Here is a 23,473-nt window from a genome sequence, read left to right as displayed (position 1 = left end):
TCACCATGACGCGCGAGGGAACCAAATGTTCCGGAAGCGCACAGGGCAAAGCGCCGCAACGCGCGGCAGCGCGATGCGGTGTCACTCCGCCTTTTGCGGCAGCACGAAGGTTTGGCCGGGATAGATCAAATTGGGATTGTGGATCTTGGCGCGGTTGGCGTTGTAGATCACCGCAAAGCGGGCGCCGTCGCCGTAAGCGAGCCGGCTGAGCGCCCACAGGCTGTCGCCGCGGGAGATCACCCGGCTGCCGCCTGTTTCCGCCGCTGCTCCGCTGACGGCGTCCGCCGGCGAGGCCGATGCAACGGTCGTGGCCGCGGGCGCCCGCGCCATGACCCCCGATCCGCCCTTCGGTTTCGGTGCGCCCATCAATCTCGGCCGGGCTGCGGGCCTGTCCGAGACCGATGCCACGACATCCGACTTGTCGTCGGGCTTCTCGGCCTTCGCCTCTTGTTTCGCCTCTTGCCGCGCGACCGGTGCAGGGCGAGCGGGCGGCGGTGCGGCTTCGGCGATGACGACCGGCATGCTGCGGCCGGATTGCGTGACGGTGCCGTCAGGCGATTTCGCCCGCAAGGTCAGCTCGTAGGAACCGGCGGGAAGCTGCGGCGGCGTCATCACGAATTGGCCCGACGCATCCGCCACGACTGTGTCGATCGGCTTGCCGTCGCGCAGCAGCTCGACCTTGGCACCCGGCGTCGCCCGGCCCGCGATCACCGCCGCCTCGCCGTGATCGTCGACGCGTGCAACGTCGAAGCGGGGGCCGGTATCCGCAATCGCCGGCGGCGGCTTGACCGGTGCAAGATCGGCAAGCGCGGCCGTGACCTGCTTTTGCGTCTCGGCCAGCGCACCCGCCTTCGTTTCAGCGGGGGACGCGGCCGGCACCGGCGGCGCGCTTGCGGCCAGCTTGGGCTCTTCCGGCTTGAGTTCCGGCTTGAGTTCCGGCTTGGGTTCGACCTTCTGTTCGACCTTGGCCTCCGGCTTGGCGGCGACCACGGAATCGGTCTTGGCCCCGATCGGCAGCATGCGACGCAGCTCGGTGGGGCCGATCACCAGCACGGTGCCGCCCACCGCGAGCAGACAGAATGCAATGAAGGCCTTGGTCGCGGTCACCATCGGAAACGAACCTTGATCAGGAAGAACCTAGCAAATCAATCGAGCCGGCAAGGTGCGCCGTTTTGGCCACGGCAGCAAGACGGTCGATGGGATGATGCGCCGGCACGCCGGGATGAACCGGCGCACCCCCGCCGGCGTCAAATGATCGAGGCCGCATCGCGGCATTTTTCTTGAGGAATTTTTTCCGTGACCGCATTTTGCCGTCCCGCACAATGGCTGGTGGTTGCCCTCATCCTGGCCGCAACTCCGGCGCTCGCCGCTTCCGGCCCGCCGTCTGGCTTCGCTCTCACTGACGATGCCGATCTAGCCTTCACCTCGCCCGACAAAGCCACCAAGATCGAGCAGTACATGAAGGACAGCGGAGATTTCGACGTCAAATGGCAGGCCTGGGCGAGGCGTGGCGACCAGATGACGGAGCTGAAGCCCGAGCAGGGCTACGGGGCCGGCTTCCGCTTCACCCCCGACTCGCAATGGCTGGTGCGGATGCAGAAGACCGGCTCCGGCGAGCAGGACCTCTATCTCTACCATGTCGACAAAGGCGCCTTCGTCAGCGCGACGAAGACCTCGTTCAGCGATTTGGCCTGGGCCTATTTCCACAGCCGGCCGGACACGGGGAAGATGAAGCTCGACTACCACATCTCGGCCAATCTCGTGAAAGGCACCGAAGAGGCCTATCGCGGGCTTGGCGTGCACTGGCCGGACAACCGTTACCTCGTGATCTCGCTGTCGGGCGAAATGGACAAGCACCCGAAGAACGTCGCCGTGAAGGGATTGGCCGACTGGCGCTGCCGCTATGATCTCAAGACCGGGACCTTCGACGTGCCGGCGATGTTCGCCAAGACCAATACGGAAGCGTTGCGATGGGAAATCCGACGCTGAGGGAACCATGGCCCCGCACCTTCAGACAAGCGATGGAACCAACCCTCTGATTCCATTCCGATTCATGTTTTCCTAACCCTCACTGGTAACGTGGTCTTGTCGGTTTTGCCGCATCTTGCATCCCACGGGAGGGCTGCATGGGCACATCGATCCGATGGAGCGCGCGCATGCGCGCGTTGCTGCGCCGTTGGCGCGGCGCGCCGCTGACATGGCTGATCGCAGGGGGCTTCGTGCTGATGGCCGCAATGGCGATCGGCACCGCGCTCACCGTCGACCGCTTCCGGCAGAATGCGATCGAAAGCGGCCGCGACAGCGTGGAGAGCGCGGTCCGGTTGCTCGCGCGCCATTTCGACCGCGAGTTCGAGGACTTCGCGGTGCTGCAGAAAAGCATCATCGCCGAGCTCGAAAGCCATGGTATCGACTCCGCCGACGTCTTCCGCAGCGAGATGGGCACGCTCGCTGTGCACGAGGCGCTGCGCGCCAAAGCCAGCGGCTGGTCGGACGTCGCCGGCGCCAACGTGTTCGACGCCAAGGGCGTGCTGATCAACTCGTCGCGGCGCTGGCCGGTCGCCGATGTTTCAGTCGCCGACCGCGGCTATTTCAATCGCCTCAAGAACGATCCGGCGTCGCAGGAAGAGATCGAGGTCGTGCCGGGACGGTTGGGCAGCGGACCGGCGATCGTGTTCGCGCGCCGCGTCTCCGGTCCCCATGGCGAATTCCTTGGGCTGGTCTCGCGCGCGATCACGCCCGACCAGCTCGAATCCTTCTTCGCCTCGAGCGGGCTCGGCGAGGATTCCTCGATCGCGATGCACCACCAGAACGGCCAGCTGCTGGCGCGCATTCCGCATGTGGAGGCGATGATCGGGCAGAATTTCCGCAACGGCACGCGCGAGCAGATGGCGGTGTTCGAGCGCACCTTCGTCACGACCCAGCTCGCAAGTCCGATCGACGGCAAAGATCGCATCCTCGCCGCACGCCTCCTGACCGGCGAGCCGCTGGTGGTGGTTGCGACCAAGTCGCTGGATGCGACGCTGGCAACATGGCACACGCAGACCAAATTCTTCGTGACCGTCGCCGTGCTGTCGATCGGCCTGCTCGTGCTGACGCTTTATTCCATCTTCCGCCAGATGACGCGCCGGCTCGCCGTGGAGAAGCAGCAGCTCGATACCGCGATGAACACGATGACGCAGGGCTTGCTGATGTTCGACCAGGACCAGCGGCTGATCGTCTGCAACCGCCGCTACATCGAGATGTACGGGCTGTCGGCCGAATTGGTGAAGCCCGGCGCGTATTTCCGCGACGTGATTCAGCATCGCCATGACACCGGCTCGTTCGACGGCGACGTCGATTCCTATTGCGACGGCATTCTGGGCAGCGTCGGCCAGACCCACAGCGCGATCGTCGAGACCTCCGATGGCCGCCTGATCGAGATCAAGAACCAGCCCGGCGCCGGCGGCGGCTGGCTCGCGACCCATGACGACGTCACCGAGCGCATCCGGGCCGACGAGCGCATCGCGCATATGGCGCATTACGACGCCCTGACCGACCTGCCCAACCGCGTGCTGATGCGCGGCCATCTGGAGCGGCGCGTCGCCGAGCTTGCCCAGGGCAAGCCGTTCGCGATCCTCTATATCGACGTCGACGAGTTCAAGGGCGTCAACGATTCGCTCGGACACGAGGTCGGCGACGAGCTACTGCGCCAGGTCGCGAACCGCCTGCGCGCCTGCGTCAGCGGCAGCGACATGGTCGCACGGCTGGGCGGCGACGAATTCGCCATCGTCAAGGCCGGCAGCCGCGACGAGGCCGAACTGACCGCCCTCGCCGAGCAGATCCTGAAGGCGCTGCGCGCCCCCGTGGACTGCAACGGCCAGGAAATCCCGACCGATGCCAGCATCGGCATCGCGATCGCCCCCGACCACGGCGACAATCTCGACGATCTGCTCAAGCGCGCCGATCTCGCGATGTATGCGGCGAAATCCGAGGGCCGCCGCACGTTCCGTATCTTCGCGCCCGAATACGACGCCAAGGCGCGGCTGCGCCGCCAGCTCGAGTTCGATCTGCGGCAGGCGCTGGCCCGCGGCGAGTTCGAGGTGCACTACCAGCCGCTGGTCGATCTCGCGGCCAATGTCGTCACCGGCTGCGAAGCGCTTCTGCGCTGGCACCATCCGGAACGCGGCATGGTCTCGCCCGCCAACTTCATCCCGGTTGCGGAAGAGACCGGATTGATCGGCGAGATCGGCGAATGGGTGCTGAGGCAGGCCTGCCTCGAGGCGGCCTCCTGGCCCGGCGACATCCACATCGCGGTCAACGTCTCACCGGTGCAGTTCCGCTCGCGGACGCTGGCGCTGAAGGTCGCAGCCGCACTCGCCGAGTCGGGTCTCGCGCCCGGACGGCTCGAGCTCGAGATCACCGAGACGGTCCTGATCCGCGACGACCAGGAGGCGCTGACGATCCTGCAGCAGCTGCGCGAGCTCGGCGTGCGCATCGCGCTCGACGATTTCGGCACTGGTTATTCGTCGCTGAGCTATTTGCATCGTTTCCCGTTCGACAAAATCAAGATCGACCGCAGCTTCATCAGCGACATCGGTCAGTCGGAAGATTCCTCGCCGATCGTGCAGGCGGTGGTGCACATGGCCGCCGCCCGTCACATGGCGACGACCGCGGAAGGCGTCGAGACCGAAGCGCAGCGCGCGGTGCTGCTCCAGCTCGGATGCAGCCAGATGCAGGGCTGGCTGTTCAGCCCGGCCGTGCCGGCCGCGAAACTGAAGCAGCTGTTGTCGGCGCAGGCGGCCGCGGCCTAGCGGCGCACTGCCGCACGCTTTGTCATCAACATCTCTGTCCACTCCCGCCCGCCGTGCGTTCGCGAAAGCGCCGGCCGGCTTGGAGCAGGATCGGACAAAACATGGCGGGTTCAGGAAATACGCCCGGCAGCCACGGCGCCTAGAACACGCGCCGTTCCGTACAAATACGGACGACTGATCGAAAGCCCGAGCTGATCAGCAGGAGCCACATCATGACCGGGAACACTGCACTCATGCGCAATCCCTCGCACAAGGGCTTGCCGCCCGCACCCGACGTACAGCCTGACGATCGCTCGACGTCCGAGCGGCGCGCCGCCGACGCGGAGATGGCGCGCGTGCTCAGAACCGAGCCGTTTCGCATGGCCTTGGACTCCTCCGGCGCGGGGATCGCGCATTGGAAACATGATGCGCTGCACGACGTCGTCGAGCCCATGCGCCACCACGTGATCATGGCGCATAAAGGCGTGATGCAGCGCATGGAGCGGCGCTCGGGAAAATCGATCGCGATCGGCACGTTTCGTCCGGGGGTCGTGAACATCGTTCCGGAAGGGTCGAGCTCCCGATGGGACATTCCGAAGCCCGTCGACGTCGTGCAGCTTTACCTTCCCGACGCAACGCTGCAGCGCGTCGCTGGCGAGGCCGGGACCGCCGGGACCGCCGAATTGATTGAGCGAACGGCGCATCCCGACACCATCACGTCCCGACTGCTCCTGAGCGCCGCGGATTCGCTGGAGGGCCATGGCGTCCTTGATGCGCTGTTCCGGCATCAGCTCACGGATCTTCTGGCCACGCGCCTTTTGGCTGCGCATGCAGGCTCGCCAACCACGTTCCAGCCGACCATGGGCGGGCTGGCGCCGAAGGTCCTGCTCCGTGCGATCGAACGATTGCGCTGCGATAGCGAAGCGGACGTCTCGCTCGATGCGCTGGCGTCCGATGCCGGACTGTCGCGCTTCCATTTCTGCCGCTCCTTCAAGGAGAGCACCGGGCTATCGCCGCATGCCTGGCTGCGTCAGCACCGGCTCGAGCAGGCCATGAACATGTTGCGGGAGAGCGACGAATCGATCGTCTCGGTCGCCGCGGCGCTTGGTTACTCCTCGCAAACGGCCTTCGCCGCAGCATTCAAGAAGCTGACGGGCGAGACGCCGAGCGATTGGCGCAGGCGTATGCGTTAGCAGCAATCTCTCGACAGCGACGGCAATCGCGCTGGGGCAACGGCAAATCGGGTCAGCTACATCATCTCCATGTCCAGACCAATCGAGGGAGACCAAAGATGACCTGGAAAAACTTCGTCAGCCGACGGCTGATTGCCTCACGCCGCCGAAGCCTCGCGACCGCAACCCTGTACGGACTCTCGCTGGCCGTTCGCTTCACGTCGGCGACGGGCGAGGAAGTGGAAATTCCGGCTTACACCATGCACCCGGCACAACCGCCCGTTTCCATCATGATCCGAAATGGCGCCGGCCTTCCCTATCAGGACTGGAGTCGAAGTGAGCTTCAGCCCGTCGTCTTAGGTTACGGCCGGCCACCGAATTCGCTGCAGGCACGCTGCATCGCGCCCTGAGGCCAGCCATCCAACCCACCCCACGCGCCGACGCCGGACGCTGTTCTCAACGCAGCAGCGCGGTCGCGCGCGGTCTTTCGAACAGCAACCAAGGAGAAAATTCATGCGACTCGTCATCATCGGGGCCGGCTTCGCCGGCATGTACGCCGCGCTTTCCGCAGCCCGGCTGCGCGACATCCGGGGCGCCTCGCCGCAAGATCTGCAGATCGCGCTCGTTTCACCGGAGCCGACGCTGGTGGTCCGTCCGCGGCTCTACGAGTCGAAGCCGGAAACCGTGACGGCCCCGCTGCTCGACGTCCTCGAGGCGATCGACGTCGACTACATCCAGGGCAGCGCCGAGACGATCAACACCGAGGCCCGAACGGTGCAGATCGCGCCCGCGAAGGGCCCGCGAAAGACGCTGTCCTACGACCGCCTGATCGTGACCACCGGCAGCCGGCTCTTCCGTCCGAACATTCCGGGCCTCGCCGAGCACGGCTTCAGCGTCGATTCGCTCGACGATGCCGTTGCGCTCGACAAGCATCTGCATGGCCTCGCGGAGCGGCCTGCCGTGAACGGACGCGACACGGTCGTCGTCGCCGGCGGCGGCTTCACCGGGATCGAAACGGCCACCGAAATACCGACGCGGCTGCGCGAAATCCTAGGCCCCAATGCCAGGACTCGCGTCGTCATCGTCGATCGCAACACTGCGATCGCACCCGACATGGGTGCAGGCGCCCGCCCCGTCATCGAGGAAGCCTTGCGCAAGATTGGCGTCGAGACACGGCTCGGTGCCGGCGTCGCCGCGCTCGACGAGAGCGGCGTCACCTTGTCCAGCGGTGAGCACATCGAAACCGCGACGGTGATCTGGGCGGCGGGCATGCGTGCAGCGCCGCTGACCGGGCAGATTCCCGCCGAGCGCGACAATTTCGGACGGTTGCTGGTCGATCGCTGCTTGCAGGTGCCAGGCGTTCAGGGTGTCTTCGCGGCCGGCGACGCAGCACGCGCCGCCTGCGACGACGAGGGCAATTACGCACTGATGTCGTGCCAGCACGCCACGCGGATGGGCGCCTTTGCCGGCAACAATGCCGCGGCCGAATTGCTCGGCGTTCCGACCAGACCCTACCACCAGAAGGCCTACGTCACCTGCCTCGACCTCGGCGAAGCCGGCGCGCTGTTCACACGCGGCTGGGAGCGCAAGGTCGAGATGGTCGGCGATGTCGCCAAGAAGACCAAGCGTGAGATCAACACCGTCTGGATCTATCCGCCGAAGGCGGAGCGCGCCCTGGCGCTCGCTTCGGCCGATCCGGAACGCGTGACCGAAGTCTAGCCGCCTCACGTGATGATGGCCGCGCTCCCGCGGGGCGCGCGGCCCGCCACTGCAGACCGACCATTCAGGAGCCCACAGCATGAACCAGCAGATCCGCAACGTCGCGTTCGCGATGCCGCTGACGAACCCGGCTTTCCCGCCCGGCCCGTATCGCTTCATCAACCGCGAATATTTCATCATCCAGTACCGGACCGACCCGGAGGCGTTGCGCCGGATCGTGCCGGAGCCGCTGGAGCTGACCGAGCCTGTGGTGAATTACGAATTCATTCGCATGCCCGATTCCACCGGCTTCGGCGACTACACGGAAAGCGGCCAGATCATCCCGGTGTCCTTCCGCGGCCAGACCGGCAGCTTCGTCCACCAGATGTTCCTCAACGATCATCCGCCGATCGCCGGCGGCCGCGAGCTGTGGGGCTTTCCCAAGAAGCTGGCCCAGCCGAAGCTGGCCGTCGAGACCGATACCCTGGTTGGCACGCTGGACTACGGCTCGGTGCGCATCGCCACCGGCACCATGGGCTACAAGCATCGCGCCCTCGATCTTTCCACCGAAGCACGAAAGCTCATCGCGCCCAATTTCCTGTTGAAGATCATTCCGCATGTCGACGGCACCGCGCGCATTTGCGAACTGGTGCGCTTCCATCTCGAGGACGTGACGGTGAAGGGCGCATGGACGGGGCCCGCCGCGCTCGATCTTTTCTCCCACGCGCTCGCACCGGTCGCCGAGCTGCCGGTTCTTCAGGTGCTCTCGGCCAAGCATATCGTTGCCGATCTGACGCTCGGATTAGGCACCGTGGTGCACGACTATCTGGAGCGGTCCGCGGCGGCGCGATCGCGTGGAGCCGGATCTGAAATCCTGACCGAAACACACGCGGGCTGACCGAACAGGTCGCATTGCAAGGAGTAGTCACCATGTTCAACGTGACACGCGAACAAATCGATTCCGCACGACCGATCAATCCGCTGCCCTACGATGTCGTTGCGCTGGTGCTGCAGGGCGGCGGCGCGCTCGGGGCCTACCAGGCCGGCGTCTACGAAGGCTTGCACGAGGCCGGGATCCGGCCGAACTGGCTGGCCGGCATCTCGATCGGCGCGCTCAACGCCGCGATCATCGCGGGCTCCCCGGAAGACGAGCGCGTGGCACGGCTGCGCGAGTTCTGGGAGACGATCTGCGCGACCCCGGTGGAATGGCCTGCCGGCGAGGGACTGGCCGGTGCGCTACCGTTCGCGTTCGACTTCAACTCCCTGCACAACACGCTTGCCGCAATGCGCGCGCTGTTCCAGGGCCAGCCCGGCTTCTTCAGGCCGCGCTTCCCCTCGCCGCTGTGGTCGCCCTTCTCGGGCGACGCGTCGACCAGCTTCTATGACACGGCGCCGTTGCAACGGACGCTGGAACAGCTCGTCGATTTCGACCGGCTGAACTCGGGCGAAGTGCGTGTCAGCGTCGGCACGGTCAACGTCCGCACCGGCAATCTCACCTATTTCGACACAGCCGAGCGGCGGCTCGGTCCGAAACACTTCATGGCTTCGGGCGCGCTGCCGCCCGGATTTCCCGCCGTCGAAATCGACTCCGAGCACTACTGGGATGGTGGCGTGGTCTCCAACACGCCTCTCTCTCGCGTCCTGTCGGGCGATGCGAAAGACACGCTGACGTTCCAGATCGATCTCTGGTCGGCGCGGGGCCGCGTGCCGCACGACATGATGGAGGTGTCGAGCCGGCAGAAGGACATTCAGTATTCCAGTCGTACCCGCGCCGTCACCGACCAGGCGCTACGGATGCAGGAGATGCGGCAGGCGCTGCAGCGGACGATCGACAGATTGCCGGACGCCGCAAGAAACGATCCCGAAATGCGCGCCATCGCCGAGCTCGCCCGTCACCGCTCCCACAACATCATCCACCTGATCTACCAGTCCAAGCTCCACGAAGGTCACTCCAAGGATTACGAGTTCGGACCGAAAGCGATGCGCGCGCACTGGCAAAGTGGACGGGACGACATCCGCCGCACGTTGGCCGACGGACGGCGCCTCGAGCCGCCGCCTTCCGAACTCGGCATCGTCACCTACGACATTCACCGCCGCGATTGACCTCGCCGGCAACCATCATCGAAAGGAGTTTTTCATGTTGAAAGGCAAAGTAGCGATCGTCACCGGATCGACCAGCGGCATTGGCCTCGGGATCGCAAGAGAGCTGACCAGGCTCGGCGCCGATATCGTCCTGAACGGTTTTGGAGATCCGGGAGAGATCGAGAAGATCCGCAGCGGCATCGAACACGAGGACGGCGTCCGCGTCGCGTATGACGGCGCCGACATGTCGGATGGCAATGCCGTGCGCGGAATGATCGCGGCAGCCATCGAGAACTTCGGACGGCTCGACATCCTCGTCAACAATGCCGGCATCCAGTTCACCGCACCGGTCGAGGAGTTTCCGCCCGCCAAGTGGAAGGCCATTCTCGACATCAACCTGTCGGCCGCATTTCACGGCATCGCTTCGGCCGTGCCCCAGATGAAAAAGCAGCGATGGGGTCGCATCGTCAACATCGCTTCCACGCATGGTCTCGTCGCATCCACCCACAAGGCAGCCTATGTCGCGGCCAAGCATGGCCTCGTCGGCCTCACCAAGGTGGTAGGCCTCGAAACCGCCGGCAGCGGCGTCACTTGCAACGCGGTCTGTCCCGGCTGGGTGCGCACGCCGCTCGTGGAGAAACAGATTAGCGACATCGCGGCGGAGAAAGGCATCAGCCAGAAGCAAGCGGCCGAAGAGCTTCTCTCCGAAAAACAGCCATCGCTGGACTTCGCCTCCCCTAAGCAGATCGGTGGCACCGTCGCCTTCTTGTGCTCGGCCGCGGCCGACCAGATCACGGGGACGACGATCTCCGTCGATGGCGGCTGGACCGCGCAATGAGCGCGTGACGAGCCTCTAACTCACCAAGCGATGACGGCCGCGCTCTCGCTGGCGGCGCGGCCTGCTCAACCAGGACCGGCCAGAGTCAACACCAACCAAGTGCCTCAACCTTGAAACAGGAGACCAACATGAATCTGCACAACACCTCATATCCCGTGTCATCGGGACCTGAAGAGCTCGTTCCGTCGCGCTACGCACTGAAGATCGGCGAGATCGACGTGCTGGTGGTCAGCGACGGCGTGCTGCCGCTGCCGACCAAGATGCTCGCGCACAACGCCGACCCGGCGGTGCGGGCGACCTGGCTGCACGACATGTTCCTGCCGCAGGACGCTTTCGACTGGGCGCTGAACGCCGTCATGGTTCGCAGCGGCGGCAAGACCATCCTCATCGACGCCGGACTGGGTTCGGATCCGAACCTGAACTTGCCGCGCGCCGGGCAGTTGATCAGGCGACTGGCGGCCGCCGGCATCGATCTTTCGGCGGTGACCGATCTGGTGCTGACTCATCTGCACATGGACCACATTGGCGGCCTGCTGGTCGAGGGGGTGAAGCAGCAGCTGCGCAAGGACCTGCGGATCCACGTCGCGGCCGCCGAGGTCAAGTTCTGGGAAAAGCCGGATTTCTCCCGCACTGCCATGCCGGAAGGCTTTCCGGACGCGCTTCGATCGACCGCCAAGCATTTCCTGAAGGAGTACGGCAGTCAGCTGAGGCTGTTCGATGACGAGCACGAGATTGCACCTGGCGTCATCGCCCGTCGCACCGGCGGTCACACCCCCGGACATAGCGTGGTTCGCATGGCGTCCGGCGATGATGCGCTGACATTCGCCGGCGACGCCGTGTTTGCCGTCGGGTTCGAGCAACCCGACTGGTTTAACGGGTTCGAACACGACCCCGAGGAGGCCGCGCGCGTTCGCATCCGTCTGTTGCGACAGCTTGCCGAGACCGGGGAAATGCTGGTGGCCACGCACCTGCCGTTCCCGTCCGTGGGCCGGGTGGCAGCCGACGGCGACGCCTTCCGTTGGGTGCCGGTGTTCTGGGACTACTGACCGCTTGCCGGGTTGGAGCTGAAGCAGGGCGCGGACTCGACAAGTCCGCGCCCTTGAAAATAGGATCAAACATCGACCCTCGCGGTTATCGCCCCGCTGAGACGGCTGGAACCGGTCGGCGGCGCCAGCCAGCATTGCGTCGCGTGCAGCGCAGGCGGCTCCTCGTCTGCGTTCGTGCGCGCGCGAGATCGAGCGAGGCGACATGGCGATCGCGGCATTCAGGATGATCACTCTCGTGGCGGTTGCCGCCATGATCGGCCCATCCGTGCAGGCCCGCGACGACGGTCGCTACGCGAACTCGCCCCTCAAGGGCTGGTTCGAGAGCCTGCGCAGCAAGGGCGGCGGTCCCTGCTGTGCCGATGCCGATGGCACGGCGCTGGACGATGTCGACTGGGACACCAGCAACGGACATTATCGCGTGAGACTCCTGGGCGACTGGATCGAGGTGCCCGACGACGCCGTGATCACCGAGCCAAACCGCGTCGGCCGCACCATGGTCTGGCCGTATTACGTCAACGGCCGCGCCATGATCCGCTGCTTCATGCCCGGCAGCATGATTTGAGGTCTCAACCTTCGTCCCGTCTCGGCGCAGCATGCGATGATGCGCCGTCAAACCGGCCGGCGCGGGCTCACTTGACCTGCTTGGCCGCGTGGATCTCGACGAACTCGGAGTCGGGATGGGCGACGATGGTGGCGAACATGATGCCGCTGATGATGAGCGACCAGGCGGTGTCCCAATAAATCCAAAACACGTGCCAGCCTCCGTTTCGATCTGCTCCGCCGCGGGATCAGGGTAACGGCAAGACGAGGCTGCCGTTCCCGGTGCGAGTGCAGCGCGGGCGAGATGCTATTTTGGTTTGGTCGGCGCGGAGTTGGGATCGGTTTGGCCGGTGTGGCGCTTTGCCACGACGTCCTCATCGCGCTCGCCCTGACGCGGGCGCGGCGGCGACTTGGGCTGGCCGGCCTGACCGCCATGCTTGCCGCCCATGTCGGGCTTACCTTCGAGATCGTTTTCACGGGGCATGCCGGTTCAATGCGCTCGCGCGGCATTGGTTCGGTTCGCCTGTGAACGAGTTCATAGGATCGCCGCGATTTGCAGTGCACGATCGCCAGGCCCGCTCCCCGGGAGCATTCTCTTCATATGACTGACGGATTCGGCCTGATGCGGAAACGACTCGTCGCCTGGACGATCCTGACCTGCGCGCTGCTCGCGGTCACCGTGTGGACCGTGCTCGGGCCGCCCCACACCCGGCCCGGGCTCCATCTGCCCTCGCGCACAGCGGCCATACGGTAGACCTCCACCGATACCATTTCGGCATCGATCGATCCCCATTGGAGTTTGGCGCGGCGGGGCGGCTGCCGCTATCCTCGCCGGCCAAAACGACAAATGCCGCACCGGCATCCAGGAGGACCCCATGTTGAGATCGACCCGACGCATCAGATCCGGCGTACCCCGCGCCGCGATCGCCACCACGCTTGCTTTCCTCACTCTCATTTCTGGAGTCCGCGCCGGCATGGCCGAGACGTTCGCCTATGTCGGCAATGCCGACAGTAACGACATCAGCGTGTTCAAGATGGCCGAGAGCGGCGAGATGACGCCCGTGCAGACGGCCGGCTTCACCGGCGTCGAAAAGCCCGGCTCCTCGACGCCGCTCGCGATCACGCCCGACCATCGCGTGCTGATCGCCGGTGTCCGCTCGCAGCCGTTTCTCGCGGTGAGCTTTGCGATCGATCCGAAGACCGGCCAGCTCAGCCATATCGGCAACGGCCCGCTCGCCGACAGCATGGCCTACATCGCCATCGACCGCGGCGGCAAATTCCTGTTCAGCGCCTCCTATGGCGGCAACAAGGTCGCGCTGAATCCGCTGCTCGCCAACGGCGTCGCAGGCGAACCGAAGCAGGTGATCCCGACCGGGCTGAACGCGCACGCCTTCCTGCCCTCGCCCGACAACCGCTTCGCGTTCGCGACCAATCTCGGCTCCGACCAGATCCTGGCCTTCACGTTCGATGCCACGACCGGCACGCTCACGCCGAGCGATCCGCCGGCCCACAAGGTGCCGGAGAAATCGGGACCCCGGCATTTCGTGTTCCACCCCAACGGCAAGTTCGTCTATCTCCTGCACGAGCTAAACGGCGACGTCGCGGCGTTCGCCTATGAGGCCAAGGGCGGCGCATGGGACGAGATCCAGCGCACCAGCGCGCTGCCCGAAGGATTTACCGGAAAGCCCTGGGCAGCCGACATCCAAATCACCCCCGACGGCCGTTTCCTCTACGCCTCCGAGCGCACCACCAGCACGCTCACCGCCTACAAGGTCGATGCAACCACCGGCAAGCTGACCACCATCGGCAGCGTGCCGACCGAGAAGCAGCCACGCGGCTTCCATATCGATCCCGGCGGGCGCTACCTTGCCGCCGTGGGCGAGCTCTCCGACAGCATGACGGTCTATGCCATCGACCAGAGCAGCGGGGTGCTGACCAAGCTGAAATCCTACGCCACCGGCAAGAAGCCGAACTGGGTGGAGTTTTTGAGCCTGCCGTGAGCGGGCGCTGGTACCTCCTCGTCGTCATGGCCGGGCTTGTCCCGGCCATCCACGCCTAGCTACGCGGCACAAAGAACGTGGATGCCCGGACAAGCCCGGGCATGACGCGTTTGTTGGGCGGCCGACGAACCTCTTTGCTTGTGCGGCGACTAATTCAACGGGCGGCATCGCGCCGCCCGTGCTGCTGCGGCATTCTGATCCGGCCGGCCCTGACGTGCCCTTGGCTCGCAGCGATCGCTTCTGCTAACGATGAGGCCGTCAAGGCCCCAACCGGAATGACCCATGCGATCATTGCCTGCGCGTTCTGTTTCCAGACATCTCGTTGCGCTCGCCGGACTGCTGTTGCTGTCGGCCCAGCCCGCTGCCGCCGCCGATGACGACGCGCCCAAGGGGCCGGCGGTCACGGTGCTGAAGGTCGCAAAATCCTGTTTCTCCGACATCGTCGAGGGCACCGGCACCATCATCGCGCGCGAGGCAAGCTCGGTGCGGCCGGAGCGGCCCGGCCTGAAGGTGACAGAGGTGCTGGCGGAAGCCGGCGACACCACCACCGCAGGCCAGGTGCTGGCGCGGCTGGCACTGCCCGAGGGCGGCACGCTTCAGGTCACCGCCCCCGTGGCAGGCGTGATCGCGACGTCGACCGCGCAGATCGGCAACCTCGCCTCCGCCAAGGGCGAGGCGCTGTTCACGATCGTGGCGCGCAGCGAGTACGATCTCGTCGCCCTCGTCGCGACCAGCGATATGCGCAAGCTCGCGGTCAACCAGGTGGCAACCGTGCGCATCGCCGGCGCCGGCGATATCGACGGCAAGGTGCGCCGCATCGGCCCGACGGTCGAGCCGAACATCCAGCAGGGCATGGTCTATATCGGCATCTCCTCGCAGAAGCGGCTGTTGCTGAATGCGAGCGGGCGCGCACTGATCAAGTCGGGCCAGAGCTGCAACGTCGCGGTGCCGCTGACCTCGGTGCAGTATTCCTCCGCCGGCACCGTCGTGCAGGTGATCCGCCGCAACCGCGTCGAGACCAAGCGCGTCGAGGTCGGACTGATGTCGGGCGGCAATATCGAGATTCGCGACGGCCTCAACGAGGGCGATATCGTCGTCGCCCGCGCCGGCGCGCTGCTGCGCGAAGGAGATCCGGTGCGCACGGTGATGGCCACGGAAGCGGCGAAGTAGGATTGCTCGTGTCCCGGACGCGCTGCAGCGTGTGACGCTGCCGCGCAGAGCCGGACCCATCTCTCGTCCAAGCGATAAGCTTAAAAACTAGGCCCCGGCTCTGCGTCGCATCATTGCATGATGCGCCGCGTCCGGGGCACGAGACTTCGCAGAACCTAAGAAAAACTAGCCGCCGGCTTCGCCGAAATGGACGTCCTCGAGCAGCGAGGAGGAGACGGTCGGGACCTGGTCGCCTTCGCTGGCGCGGGAGATGGCAAGGCGGGTCTTGTTGAAGACGCTCTCGGCGCTGCCCTGCGTATTGAGGTTGTTGAGGAATTCGCTGACCAGCACGCTGTGCTCGCCCTTGCCGTCGTCGACGACCTTGCCCGGCGAAGCCGAGGAGAGGATCAGCGCATTGTCCGTCGCGCTGATCGGCGCGAGGCCGTGGCTGTAGGAGCGGAAGCGGCGCTCATAGGGATTGCGGCGGGAGGCGTCGACCACGACGAGCTTGGCCTTGGCGCCCTGCTCCTTCATCATGTCGAGCACGCCCTCGATGGAGACGCCGTGACGGCGGACGTCGCTTTCCTTCCAGATCACGGCATCGACCGGCAGCATGTAGCTCTCGCGGCCGGCCTGCACGCCGTAGCCGCCGAAGAACAGCATGACGACGGTGTCGGGCTTGATCCGGGACTTCAGGCGATTGACGGCGCGGACCATGTCGTCCTTGGTCGCGTCTTCCACCATGTCGACGTCAAAACCGTTCTTGCGCAGCGACGAGGACAGCGCGCGGGCGTCGTTGATCGACTGCGTCAGCGGCGCGCTGGCGTCGGGGTAATGTCCATTGCCGATGACGAGGGCGAGACGCGAGGCTTGGCCGATCGAGCCGGTGACCTGGTCGGTCGAGACGGCCTTGGCGGCATCGAGCGCCCGCATGTTGAGGGCAGCATGGGCGCCGATCACGAGCGAGACCGTGCCGATGAGGGCTGCGGCCACCGCGATCGTGCGTCGGGAAATGTCGAGCTGCGTTACATTCATCTCGCGTCATTCCTGTCAGTGCCAAAGACCAGCCAAACACGCGCACACTGTTTGAGTAGCGCGATAGCGTCTTTGGGTTTGAGGGATTGGCCGGGGGTGTGCCCCCGAATTGCGCGCAATTTGCGGCGCCGCACCAAACAAAGCCTTAACCGGATATCGCCTCCCCCGCAATAGATCGCCGAAAATTTGAGCTAAGTCTCTGGAAACATGAGCTAATTTTTACTGCCCAATGTGTGATTTTTTTGCGTCCCCGTAGCCTTCCGGAGCCTGATTATGCAGGCTTCGTGCCGGCTTTTTCTGTGACCCTCATCACATTTGTATTTCCTGCGAATCCGGGTAGCTTTTCAACGACTTGCAGGGGGTGGCGCGCGGCTGGGAGCGCGCCGGCCGGCCCCCCGGCCAATTCCCGCGACCAGGTTATTTCATGAGCTTTCAATATTTTGCCGGCGCCGCCTGCCGGGCGCTGACGGCGCGGAAGGACGGCCCCTCGCTTTACGACGTCTGCGATCCCGTACTGTCTGTTGCGGCCAGCGGCGATCCGCATCTGCCTAAGTTCTACAAGACCGCGCTCGGCAATCCCGCATTGCGGGTGCTGCTCCGCCGGGCCGGGCTGCCCGAGCTGCGCGACGAAGGCAAACTGGCCCGGCTGCGCCAGGCCCTAGTGCGCGCCCGCGACGAGGCCGAGCCCAATTGGGCGGCGGTCGGCCAGCCCGTCGCCGATCTCGTCGACAGCATCGCGCTGGATCATCCCAAGCCGCCGCCGGCCATGTTCACCGGCGCCATGCCGCAACAATCGCAGATCGACGGCGTGATCCGCGACTGCGCGCAGCATCTGCTGGGCTCGTACCGCAAAAATGGCTTTCTGCCGACCTACGCCGCGTTCAACCTGATCGGCGATCCCGATTTCCGCGGCCGAGAGCTGACCATGGCGCTCACGGGTCTCAACGCGCGCGGCTACAAGAACTCCTCGCTGCTGTTCAACCTCGCCCGTGTCTTCATCGCGCGATCTCCGGCGCGCGCAGTCGTCAATCCGCCCTGGCGAGGGGTTGCCGAACCGATGTGGGAGCCGGTGCAGATCCGCCACCGCTCGGCCTATTACGACGCGTTCTTCATCGAGGCGCTGTTGAGCTACGTTGAGACCGGTCTCGCCTCGCTCTCCGACAAGATGGCGGCGGAGCGCGCGGTTGCCGATATGGTCGATTTCTGCGTCAACATCAGCCGCGAAGAGGTCGAGGGCATCGACGGGGCGCGGTTCAACGTCATCACCGCGCTCGCGCCGGCACCGCATCCGCGCTTCTCACGCTACTTCGCCCAGATCAAGCAGGACCTCGGCTTCGGCGTCTACGTGCCGGATTGCGACACCACGGCGTGCTCGATCTCCGCGGCGACGCAGGCCGGCTGCACCGATCCGATCCTCGACCAGCCGCTGCTGGATTTCTATGCCGGCTATCAGGTGCGCGCCGGCGTCAACGAGCCGCGCGTGACCGTGCCGATCAACGACAATATCGATTACGAGGGCGGGGTTGCGACCTGGATCGACAATCTCAAGGGCGAGCGGCCCTATGGCAATGATCTCGATCCGACGCTCAATCTCGACATTCTCGAGGTCAGCTTTCGCAACCTCGCGCGCTGGAAAGTATTGGAGACGCCGGCGCGGCTCGCCACCGTGCATCGCATCCTCGGCTTCCAGAAGCGGCTGGCGGCGAGCGGCGCCTTCGCCAATCCGCGCTCGCATATCTACTATTTGCCTGAGCTTTACAGCGCCTATTTCGGTCGCTGCTATGCTGCCTTCCTGGCGCTGCCGCTGGCGGCGCAGGCGATCATCGATCCCGACGGCGATTTCGATTTCATCCGCCACCGCGTGCTCTCCTACGTCAAGGGCGAGTTGATGGCCGCCGAAATGAACGTGTTCGACGCAGCGCTCGCCCTGATCGCGCTCGGCCATCTCGGCGCCGACCCGCGCGCCTTTGCGCCGGCGCTGAACGTGATCGTCGCGAGCGTCGGCGAAGGCGGCCGCCGCGGCCCGTTCCGCGCCTATGAGTGGAACAAGATGAAGACGCCGACGCGGATCCTGGTGGGCGGTCCGGAGGTCACGTCGGCGTTCGTGCTGATGGCGCTGGCGGTGGCCAAGCGGGCGATGGCGCGGGGATGAGGTCGCGCAGGGTGGGTTAGCGAAGCGTAACCCACCACTTCTGCCGCCGTGGAGACGAAAGAGGTGGGTTACGCCTTCGGCTAACCCACCCCTACTAAACTTCGCCCGATGACAGGAAGTTGAAAGCCCAATTGCCAGGCATATGCTGGCCGAGCGGACAAAAGCCGACCACAATTGCGAGGTCTATCGCAGTTTTCATCACACGCGGGCCGGCATGTTGCGAAAACCCCTGATTGCGCTGTCATTGCTTGGCTTCTCCTTGTCCGGCTTGCCATCGCCGGCGCGGGCCGCCGACATCACCGGCACAGCGAAGGTCCGCGCCGGCGACGCGGTGGTGATCGGCAACACGCGGATCAGGCTCGGCGGCATCGACGCCCCCGCGGTCGACCAGCTCTGCCTCAACAACAAGGGCGAGCGCTGGACCTGCGGCATCGCGGCCCGCGACGAGCTCGCCAAATACGCCGACGGCAAGACCTGGGTCTGCCATGCGCGGTCGATCGACCGGCGCGGCCGCACCGTGGCGCGCTGCGACGTCGGCGGCGAGGATATCCAGAAATGGCTGGTGCGCGCAGGCTGGGCGCTGGCCTACACCCGCGTCTCGCGCGACTACGAAGCCGATGATGCCGCCGCGCGGGAGGCAAAAGCCGGCATGTGGCAAGGCGCCTTCATCGCGCCCTGGGACTGGCGCGAGCGCAACAAGAAGACCACCATCCTCGGCGCCACCAAGCCGCCCGATGGCGCACATGCGATCCTGCTCGCTTCGGCTTCGGGCCCCGTCGCGCCCTCGCCGGACTGCACCATCAAGGGCAACGTCAACAGCGCCGGCGAGTGCATCTATCACCGGCCGACCAGCCGCTGGTATGCGCAGATCAAGATGAAGATCAGCAAGGGCACGCGCTGGTTCTGCTCGGTGGAGGAAGCCGAGGATGCGGGCTGCCGCGAGACTAAGAGATAACCCACGTCAGACCTGCGTTTTCCGGCCTTTTCTTGCACCGCGGCGCCGCGTAAAAGTGTGAATCAGCGACCCACCATCCTATTCTCAGGCAACAAGGACCAACAGCAATGACCGTTCGCGCGGGCCGGGAATTTCTGGCCATCCCCGGGCCCACCAATATGCCCGACGAGGTGCTGCGGGCGATGCATCGTCCGGCGATCGACATCTACTCCAAACAGATGACCGATCTGACCGAGAGCCTGCTCAGTGACATCTCGAAACTGTTTGCCACCAAGGGCAAGTCCTACATCTACATCGCCAACGGTCACGGCGCCTGGGAAGCAGCATTGAGCAACGTGCTGTCGCGCGGCGACAAGGTGCTGGTGCTCGAAAGCGGACGGTTCGCGATCGGCTGGGGCCATGCCGCGGCGCTGATGGGTGCCGAGGTCGAGGTGCTCAAGGGCGACTGGCGCCGCGCGGTGCGGCCGCACGAGGTCGAGGAGCGCCTGCGCCGCGACAAGGAGCACACCATCAAGGCCGTCGTCGTCGTCCAGGTCGACACCGCCTCAGGCGTGCAGAACGACATCGAGGCGATCGGCAAGGCGATCAAGGCCAGCGGCCATCCGGCGCTGTACATGGTCGACACTGTGGCCTCGCTCGGCTGCATGCCGTTCGAGATGGACAAATGGGGCATCGACGTCGCGATGTCGGGCTCGCAAAAGGGCCTGATGACGCCGCCCGGCCTCGGCTTCGTCGCGGCCAACGCGCGCGCGCGCGAGGTGCAGAAGACCGCCAACATGAGCACGCCCTATTGGAGCTGGAGCGAGCGCGAGGGCAGCGAGCACTATCGCAAATATGCCGGCACCGCGCCGGTGCATCTGCTGTTCGCGCTGCGCCAGGCCATTGACCTGCTGCACGAGGAAGGACTGGAGAACGCCTTCCGACGTCACAGCCTGCTCGGCGAGGCCGCACGCCGCGCGGTCGGCGCGTGGTCGGAAGGCCAGGTGCTCGGCTTCAACGTCGCCGAAGCCAGCGAACGCTCCAACACCGTGACCACGGTGACCATGAGCAACGGCCACGATCCGGCAATCCTGCAACGCTATTGCAAGGAGAAGTGCGGCGTCGTGCTCGGCACCGGCATCGGCGATCTCTCGGGACAAGCCTTCCGCATCGCCCATATGGGCCACGTCAACGCCCCGATGCTGCTCGGCACGTTGGGCGTGATCGAGATCGGGCTGAACGCGCTGAAGATCCCGCACGGCAAAGGCGGGCTCGAAGCGGCGGTTGCCTATCTCGGCGAAGAGGTGGCGGTGTAGACGCCTTTTTTCCTTCTCTTGTGGGAGCAATCTTGTAGCCCGGGTGAGCGAAGCGACACCCGGGATTCTTGCGCGAGTCCCCGCATGTCGCTTCGCTCATGCGGGCTACGGCAGCAGCGGGAACCGATACGCCGCGACCTGCGCCTTCAACGCGTCCAGCGAGGCAAGTGGCGCCGTCGGATCGACCCGATACTCCCCACGCGCCAGCCACGACAGCACCTTCGCATCGATCACCGGCGAATGGTGGATGACGTCGCCGTAATTGTCGAGGTCGTGCGTCACGTCCTTGATCGCCCGGAAATCGTACAGATGCACATTGGGAAGCTGCGTCAGGCGCTGCGCAATGACGGCCGTGAGGTCCGTGACGATTTTCAGCGTCGCAGGCGAAGCGTCGCGCATCGCGACGAATTGCAGGATCGAATAGGGCGGGAAGTAGATGTCGAAGGTCACGTCCGGATGGCGCGCGATCAGGCCGACGGCGTCACGCTCGAAATGCCGGACCATCGCGTCGTAACGATAGCCTTCGCCGAGAAAACGGCTGCGCACGGGATCGGTGATATAGGCGAAAGCCGCGAGCGTCCTTTTCGCATTATAGGCGCGCGCGACGTCGATATCGCGCGGCAACGCATAAATGTCGTCGACGTCTTCAAGCGCAAACTTGACGGGCAGAAAAGGCGCCGCCCGGGTCAGCGGCTCCCGCAGCGGCGGAACCGACCGCAGCAATGCGAACAGGGATTCCTTCGCCATCGCCGCACTGAACAGATAGGACGCGATCCCCTTTGCCGTCCCGCGATAGAGATCGGCAGCGAGATAAGGATCGGTCTCGATGTCGGCAGCATCGACAAAGATAAAGTCGTCCATCGCCCAGATCACGCGCTTCGCGCCGCGGTCGATGGCCTGCTCGAGCACAAAGCCCTGCTGACACGAATTGGAGCCGGTCATCGCCAGCTTGAGCGAGTGCACGCCGAGGGCATGGTCGATGTCGCTCTGGCGGAAATGGATCGCGAGCGAGGTGCCCATGAACGCGGTATCGAACGACTGGCTGCGGATCAGCCCGGCATTCTGCACGCGCGTGTCATCGGAATAGAACGGCGCGACGAGACGCGAAGGCCGAAACAGTTGCAGGGGATCGATGACATAGGTGAGCGCAGCCGCGCCCAGCACGCACGCGATGCTCGCGAGGAGAAGACGCCCTGGATTTGTGAACGCGCCGCGCATCAGAACCGGAAATAGATGAATTCGCTGTGGCTCTGGATACCCAAAATCCCGAACGCAAGCACCAGCGACGCACCATAGAGGACCAGCGGCCGCATCCGTCCGGACATCAGGCCGTCGCCGACCCTGCGATTGGCGTGGTCGTACCCCATGAGTCCTTGCGTGTTCGGCGCCAGCCACACCAGCGCGGCATAGATCGTGACCATCACCGACGCCGCAATCTCCTCGCGGCCGAACACGATGTTGGAGGGATCGGCCATCGCATTCACAATCCGCATTGCCCAATCGACCCGTTCGGCACGGAAGAAGACCCAGGCGACAACGACGGCGAGGAATGTCAGCACGGCTCCGGCGACACGCGTCGGGTGCGCGAGCCACTTCGGAACATTCGGCACCAGCGCGTTGAAAGCGTGATTGATACAGAGATAGGCGCCATGCAGGGCGCCCCAAATGACAAAAGTCCAGGCCGCGCCATGCCAGAGCCCGCCGAGCAGCATCGTGAGCAGCAAGTTGATGTAGCGCAGCACGCGCCCGCGCCTGTTGCCCCCGAGCGGGATGTAGAGATAGTCGCGCAGGAAGTGCGACAGCGTCATGTGCCAGCGGCGCCAGAACTCGACGATGCTGGTGGCCTTGTAGGGCGAGTTGAAATTGACCGGCAGGAAGATGCCGAACATCAGCGATATCCCGATCGCCATGTCGGAATAGCCGGAAAAGTCGAAATAGAGCTGGAACGTGTAGGCGAGTGCACCGAGCCAGGCCTGATCAAAACTCGGCGCGCGCGCATCGAAGGCGAGCGCGACCAGCGGCTGGATGCCGTCGGCAAGGCAGGTCTTCTTGAACAGGCCGATTGCGAAGATGATGAGGCCGCACAGGATCAGATGCGCATGCGGATGCTTGGTTTCCTCCCGCTCGAATTGCGGGATCATGTCCTTGTGGTGAAGGATTGGCCCCGCGATCAGATGCGGAAAGTAGGTCACGAACAGCGCATAGTGTGGCAGCGCGTAGGCCGCGACCTGCCCGCGCCAGGCGTCAACCAGGAACGCGATCTGGGTGAACGTGTAGAAGGAGATGCCGACCGGCAGCAGGATGTGGACCGCAAAGTGCGTGCCGGCCAGCGCGTTGACGTTCTCGGTGACGAAGCCGGCATATTTGAAGATGCCAAGTACGAGAAGATCGCCGGCGACGCCGAGGGCCAGTGCCACCTTTCGTTGCGACGAAGTAAGCTTGGCCACGATGAGGAGGTGGCCTATGCCGTAGTTGAAGGCGATCGATAGCAGCAACAGGGCCACGAACTGCCAGTTGCCAATGGCATAGAAGGTGAGCGAGGCCGCCGCCAGCCAGATCACCGGGGCCAGATTGCTGCGCCGCCCGAGCCAGAAATAGCCAGCCAGCGCGGCCGGCAGGAACAGCAGGATGAACGGGTAGGAATTGAACAACATCAGGCTGGACCGGCGGCAGGACTAAAGACCCGGCCCCTAAAGCATACAAGCGGCCCGTCAACAACCCGGCGACGACGCCCGCAGCGAC

Annotated in this window: 22 protein-coding genes; 16 read left to right on the top strand and 6 right to left on the bottom strand. The window is 65.0% G+C overall.

Annotated elements, in window-relative coordinates:
- Positions 1 to 81: 81 nt before the first annotated feature.
- On the bottom strand, positions 82 to 1,110 hold the full coding sequence (locus ACIPUD_RS36895; RefSeq protein WP_018456601.1) for a LysM peptidoglycan-binding domain-containing protein: 1,029 nt from the start codon (positions 1,108 to 1,110) through the stop codon (positions 82 to 84).
- A gap of 186 nt (positions 1,111 to 1,296) precedes the next feature.
- Between ACIPUD_RS36895 and ACIPUD_RS36890 the strand changes: the two genes are divergently transcribed.
- The 10 genes from ACIPUD_RS36890 to ACIPUD_RS36845 all read left to right on the top strand — a co-directional run bounded on the left by ACIPUD_RS36890 (position 1,297) and on the right by ACIPUD_RS36845 (position 12,167).
- A complete protein-coding gene (locus ACIPUD_RS36890; protein ID WP_446482635.1) occupies positions 1,297 to 1,989 on the top strand; it encodes a hypothetical protein in 693 nt (230 codons plus the stop codon).
- A 137-nt stretch (positions 1,990 to 2,126) separates the two neighbouring features.
- Positions 2,127 to 4,790: a bifunctional diguanylate cyclase/phosphodiesterase gene (locus tag ACIPUD_RS36885; protein WP_446482634.1), complete on the top strand. Its 2,664-nt coding sequence runs from the start codon at positions 2,127 to 2,129 to the stop codon at positions 4,788 to 4,790.
- Positions 4,791 to 5,002: 212 nt separating this feature from the next.
- Positions 5,003 to 5,962 carry a helix-turn-helix domain-containing protein gene (locus ACIPUD_RS36880; protein WP_247474457.1) on the top strand — a complete coding sequence of 320 codons (960 nt, stop codon included), beginning with the start codon at positions 5,003 to 5,005 and terminating at the stop codon, positions 5,960 to 5,962.
- Positions 5,963 to 6,060: 98 nt separating this feature from the next.
- Complete coding sequence (locus ACIPUD_RS36875) at positions 6,061 to 6,351, top strand: hypothetical protein (protein WP_085348874.1); 291 nt, start codon at positions 6,061 to 6,063, stop codon at positions 6,349 to 6,351.
- Between the two features lie 103 nt (positions 6,352 to 6,454).
- Positions 6,455 to 7,660 (top strand): NAD(P)/FAD-dependent oxidoreductase, encoded by a 1,206-nt coding sequence (locus ACIPUD_RS36870; RefSeq protein ID WP_446482633.1) that lies wholly within the window; start codon positions 6,455 to 6,457, stop codon positions 7,658 to 7,660.
- Between the two features lie 79 nt (positions 7,661 to 7,739).
- The gene (locus ACIPUD_RS36865) at positions 7,740 to 8,537 is read left to right on the top strand and encodes an acetoacetate decarboxylase (protein WP_018456607.1); all 798 of its coding nucleotides are present in this window, start codon (positions 7,740 to 7,742) and stop codon (positions 8,535 to 8,537) included.
- Positions 8,538 to 8,569: 32 nt separating this feature from the next.
- Complete coding sequence (locus tag ACIPUD_RS36860; protein ID WP_446482632.1) at positions 8,570 to 9,742, top strand: patatin-like phospholipase family protein; 1,173 nt, start codon at positions 8,570 to 8,572, stop codon at positions 9,740 to 9,742.
- A gap of 34 nt (positions 9,743 to 9,776) precedes the next feature.
- Positions 9,777 to 10,559 carry a 3-hydroxybutyrate dehydrogenase gene (locus ACIPUD_RS36855; RefSeq protein ID WP_018456609.1) on the top strand — a complete coding sequence of 261 codons (783 nt, stop codon included), beginning with the start codon at positions 9,777 to 9,779 and terminating at the stop codon, positions 10,557 to 10,559.
- Positions 10,560 to 10,687: 128 nt separating this feature from the next.
- On the top strand, positions 10,688 to 11,605 hold the full coding sequence (locus tag ACIPUD_RS36850) for an MBL fold metallo-hydrolase (protein WP_018456610.1): 918 nt from the start codon (positions 10,688 to 10,690) through the stop codon (positions 11,603 to 11,605).
- 202 nt (positions 11,606 to 11,807) lie between these two features.
- Positions 11,808 to 12,167, top strand: coding sequence for a hypothetical protein (locus ACIPUD_RS36845; RefSeq protein ID WP_018456611.1), 360 nt, complete (start codon positions 11,808 to 11,810; stop codon positions 12,165 to 12,167).
- A 67-nt stretch (positions 12,168 to 12,234) separates the two neighbouring features.
- On the opposite strand, the gene ACIPUD_RS36840 is transcribed toward ACIPUD_RS36845, so the two are convergent.
- Positions 12,235 to 12,357, bottom strand: a complete 123-nt coding sequence (locus tag ACIPUD_RS36840; RefSeq protein WP_018456612.1) for a hypothetical protein — start codon at positions 12,355 to 12,357, stop codon at positions 12,235 to 12,237.
- A gap of 95 nt (positions 12,358 to 12,452) precedes the next feature.
- Entirely contained in the window at positions 12,453 to 12,629 is a 177-nt protein-coding gene (locus ACIPUD_RS36835) for a hypothetical protein (protein WP_157642977.1), read from the bottom strand.
- Positions 12,630 to 12,767: 138 nt separating this feature from the next.
- On the opposite strand from ACIPUD_RS36835, the gene ACIPUD_RS36830 reads away from it, so the two are divergent.
- From ACIPUD_RS36830 to ACIPUD_RS36820, 3 genes are all read left to right on the top strand, one after another.
- Complete coding sequence (locus tag ACIPUD_RS36830; RefSeq protein WP_256465316.1) at positions 12,768 to 12,899, top strand: hypothetical protein; 132 nt, start codon at positions 12,768 to 12,770, stop codon at positions 12,897 to 12,899.
- Positions 12,900 to 13,020: 121 nt separating this feature from the next.
- The gene (locus tag ACIPUD_RS36825; protein ID WP_026233209.1) at positions 13,021 to 14,145 is read left to right on the top strand and encodes a lactonase family protein; all 1,125 of its coding nucleotides are present in this window, start codon (positions 13,021 to 13,023) and stop codon (positions 14,143 to 14,145) included.
- A gap of 282 nt (positions 14,146 to 14,427) precedes the next feature.
- A complete protein-coding gene (locus tag ACIPUD_RS36820) occupies positions 14,428 to 15,315 on the top strand; it encodes an efflux RND transporter periplasmic adaptor subunit (protein ID WP_026233210.1) in 888 nt (295 codons plus the stop codon).
- A gap of 165 nt (positions 15,316 to 15,480) precedes the next feature.
- Here the strand turns inward: ACIPUD_RS36820 and ACIPUD_RS36815 are convergent, their stop codons facing one another.
- Positions 15,481 to 16,329: a caspase family protein gene (locus ACIPUD_RS36815; protein WP_018456617.1), complete on the bottom strand. Its 849-nt coding sequence runs from the start codon at positions 16,327 to 16,329 to the stop codon at positions 15,481 to 15,483.
- Between the two features lie 424 nt (positions 16,330 to 16,753).
- Here ACIPUD_RS36815 and ACIPUD_RS36810 point away from each other — a divergent pair, with 424 nt between their 5' ends.
- From ACIPUD_RS36810 to ACIPUD_RS36800, 3 genes are all read left to right on the top strand, one after another.
- Complete coding sequence (locus ACIPUD_RS36810; protein ID WP_085358483.1) at positions 16,754 to 18,481, top strand: hypothetical protein; 1,728 nt, start codon at positions 16,754 to 16,756, stop codon at positions 18,479 to 18,481.
- Positions 18,482 to 18,695: 214 nt separating this feature from the next.
- Complete coding sequence (locus ACIPUD_RS36805; protein WP_026233211.1) at positions 18,696 to 19,436, top strand: thermonuclease family protein; 741 nt, start codon at positions 18,696 to 18,698, stop codon at positions 19,434 to 19,436.
- A gap of 107 nt (positions 19,437 to 19,543) precedes the next feature.
- On the top strand, positions 19,544 to 20,731 hold the full coding sequence (locus tag ACIPUD_RS36800) for a pyridoxal-phosphate-dependent aminotransferase family protein (RefSeq protein WP_018456620.1): 1,188 nt from the start codon (positions 19,544 to 19,546) through the stop codon (positions 20,729 to 20,731).
- A 105-nt stretch (positions 20,732 to 20,836) separates the two neighbouring features.
- On the opposite strand, the gene ACIPUD_RS36795 is transcribed toward ACIPUD_RS36800, so the two are convergent.
- Together ACIPUD_RS36795 and ACIPUD_RS36790 are read right to left on the bottom strand one after the other, a co-directional pair.
- Entirely contained in the window at positions 20,837 to 21,949 is a 1,113-nt protein-coding gene (locus ACIPUD_RS36795) for a hypothetical protein (RefSeq protein WP_446482631.1), read from the bottom strand.
- On the bottom strand, positions 21,949 to 23,385 hold the full coding sequence (locus tag ACIPUD_RS36790) for an MBOAT family O-acyltransferase (RefSeq protein WP_018456622.1): 1,437 nt from the start codon (positions 23,383 to 23,385) through the stop codon (positions 21,949 to 21,951). Before ACIPUD_RS36790 ends, ACIPUD_RS36795 begins: the two co-directional genes overlap by 1 nt.
- Positions 23,386 to 23,473 lie beyond the last annotated feature (88 nt).

Source organism: Bradyrhizobium sp. CAR08 (genome assembly GCF_052871955.1).
This window is presented reverse-complemented; position numbering and strand designations above follow the sequence as displayed.

Coding starts and splice junctions, on each gene's coding strand:
- ACIPUD_RS36800 (WP_018456620.1), top strand. CDS start 19,544: ATGACCGTTCGCGCGGGCCGGGAATTTCTGGCCATCCCCGGGCCCACC.
- ACIPUD_RS36870 (WP_446482633.1), top strand. CDS start 6,455: ATGCGACTCGTCATCATCGGGGCCGGCTTCGCCGGCATGTACGCCGCG.
- ACIPUD_RS36820 (WP_026233210.1), top strand. CDS start 14,428: ATGCGATCATTGCCTGCGCGTTCTGTTTCCAGACATCTCGTTGCGCTC.
- ACIPUD_RS36880 (WP_247474457.1), top strand. CDS start 5,003: ATGACCGGGAACACTGCACTCATGCGCAATCCCTCGCACAAGGGCTTG.
- ACIPUD_RS36835 (WP_157642977.1), bottom strand. CDS start 12,629: ATGCCCCGTGAAAACGATCTCGAAGGTAAGCCCGACATGGGCGGCAAG.
- ACIPUD_RS36895 (WP_018456601.1), bottom strand. CDS start 1,110: ATGGTGACCGCGACCAAGGCCTTCATTGCATTCTGTCTGCTCGCGGTG.
- ACIPUD_RS36865 (WP_018456607.1), top strand. CDS start 7,740: ATGAACCAGCAGATCCGCAACGTCGCGTTCGCGATGCCGCTGACGAAC.
- ACIPUD_RS36855 (WP_018456609.1), top strand. CDS start 9,777: ATGTTGAAAGGCAAAGTAGCGATCGTCACCGGATCGACCAGCGGCATT.
- ACIPUD_RS36815 (WP_018456617.1), bottom strand. CDS start 16,329: ATGAATGTAACGCAGCTCGACATTTCCCGACGCACGATCGCGGTGGCC.
- ACIPUD_RS36885 (WP_446482634.1), top strand. CDS start 2,127: ATGGGCACATCGATCCGATGGAGCGCGCGCATGCGCGCGTTGCTGCGC.
- ACIPUD_RS36790 (WP_018456622.1), bottom strand. CDS start 23,385: ATGTTGTTCAATTCCTACCCGTTCATCCTGCTGTTCCTGCCGGCCGCG.
- ACIPUD_RS36875 (WP_085348874.1), top strand. CDS start 6,061: ATGACCTGGAAAAACTTCGTCAGCCGACGGCTGATTGCCTCACGCCGC.
- ACIPUD_RS36860 (WP_446482632.1), top strand. CDS start 8,570: ATGTTCAACGTGACACGCGAACAAATCGATTCCGCACGACCGATCAAT.
- ACIPUD_RS36830 (WP_256465316.1), top strand. CDS start 12,768: ATGCGGAAACGACTCGTCGCCTGGACGATCCTGACCTGCGCGCTGCTC.
- ACIPUD_RS36810 (WP_085358483.1), top strand. CDS start 16,754: ATGAGCTTTCAATATTTTGCCGGCGCCGCCTGCCGGGCGCTGACGGCG.
- ACIPUD_RS36795 (WP_446482631.1), bottom strand. CDS start 21,949: ATGCGCGGCGCGTTCACAAATCCAGGGCGTCTTCTCCTCGCGAGCATC.
- ACIPUD_RS36825 (WP_026233209.1), top strand. CDS start 13,021: ATGTTGAGATCGACCCGACGCATCAGATCCGGCGTACCCCGCGCCGCG.
- ACIPUD_RS36805 (WP_026233211.1), top strand. CDS start 18,696: ATGTTGCGAAAACCCCTGATTGCGCTGTCATTGCTTGGCTTCTCCTTG.
- ACIPUD_RS36850 (WP_018456610.1), top strand. CDS start 10,688: ATGAATCTGCACAACACCTCATATCCCGTGTCATCGGGACCTGAAGAG.
- ACIPUD_RS36845 (WP_018456611.1), top strand. CDS start 11,808: ATGGCGATCGCGGCATTCAGGATGATCACTCTCGTGGCGGTTGCCGCC.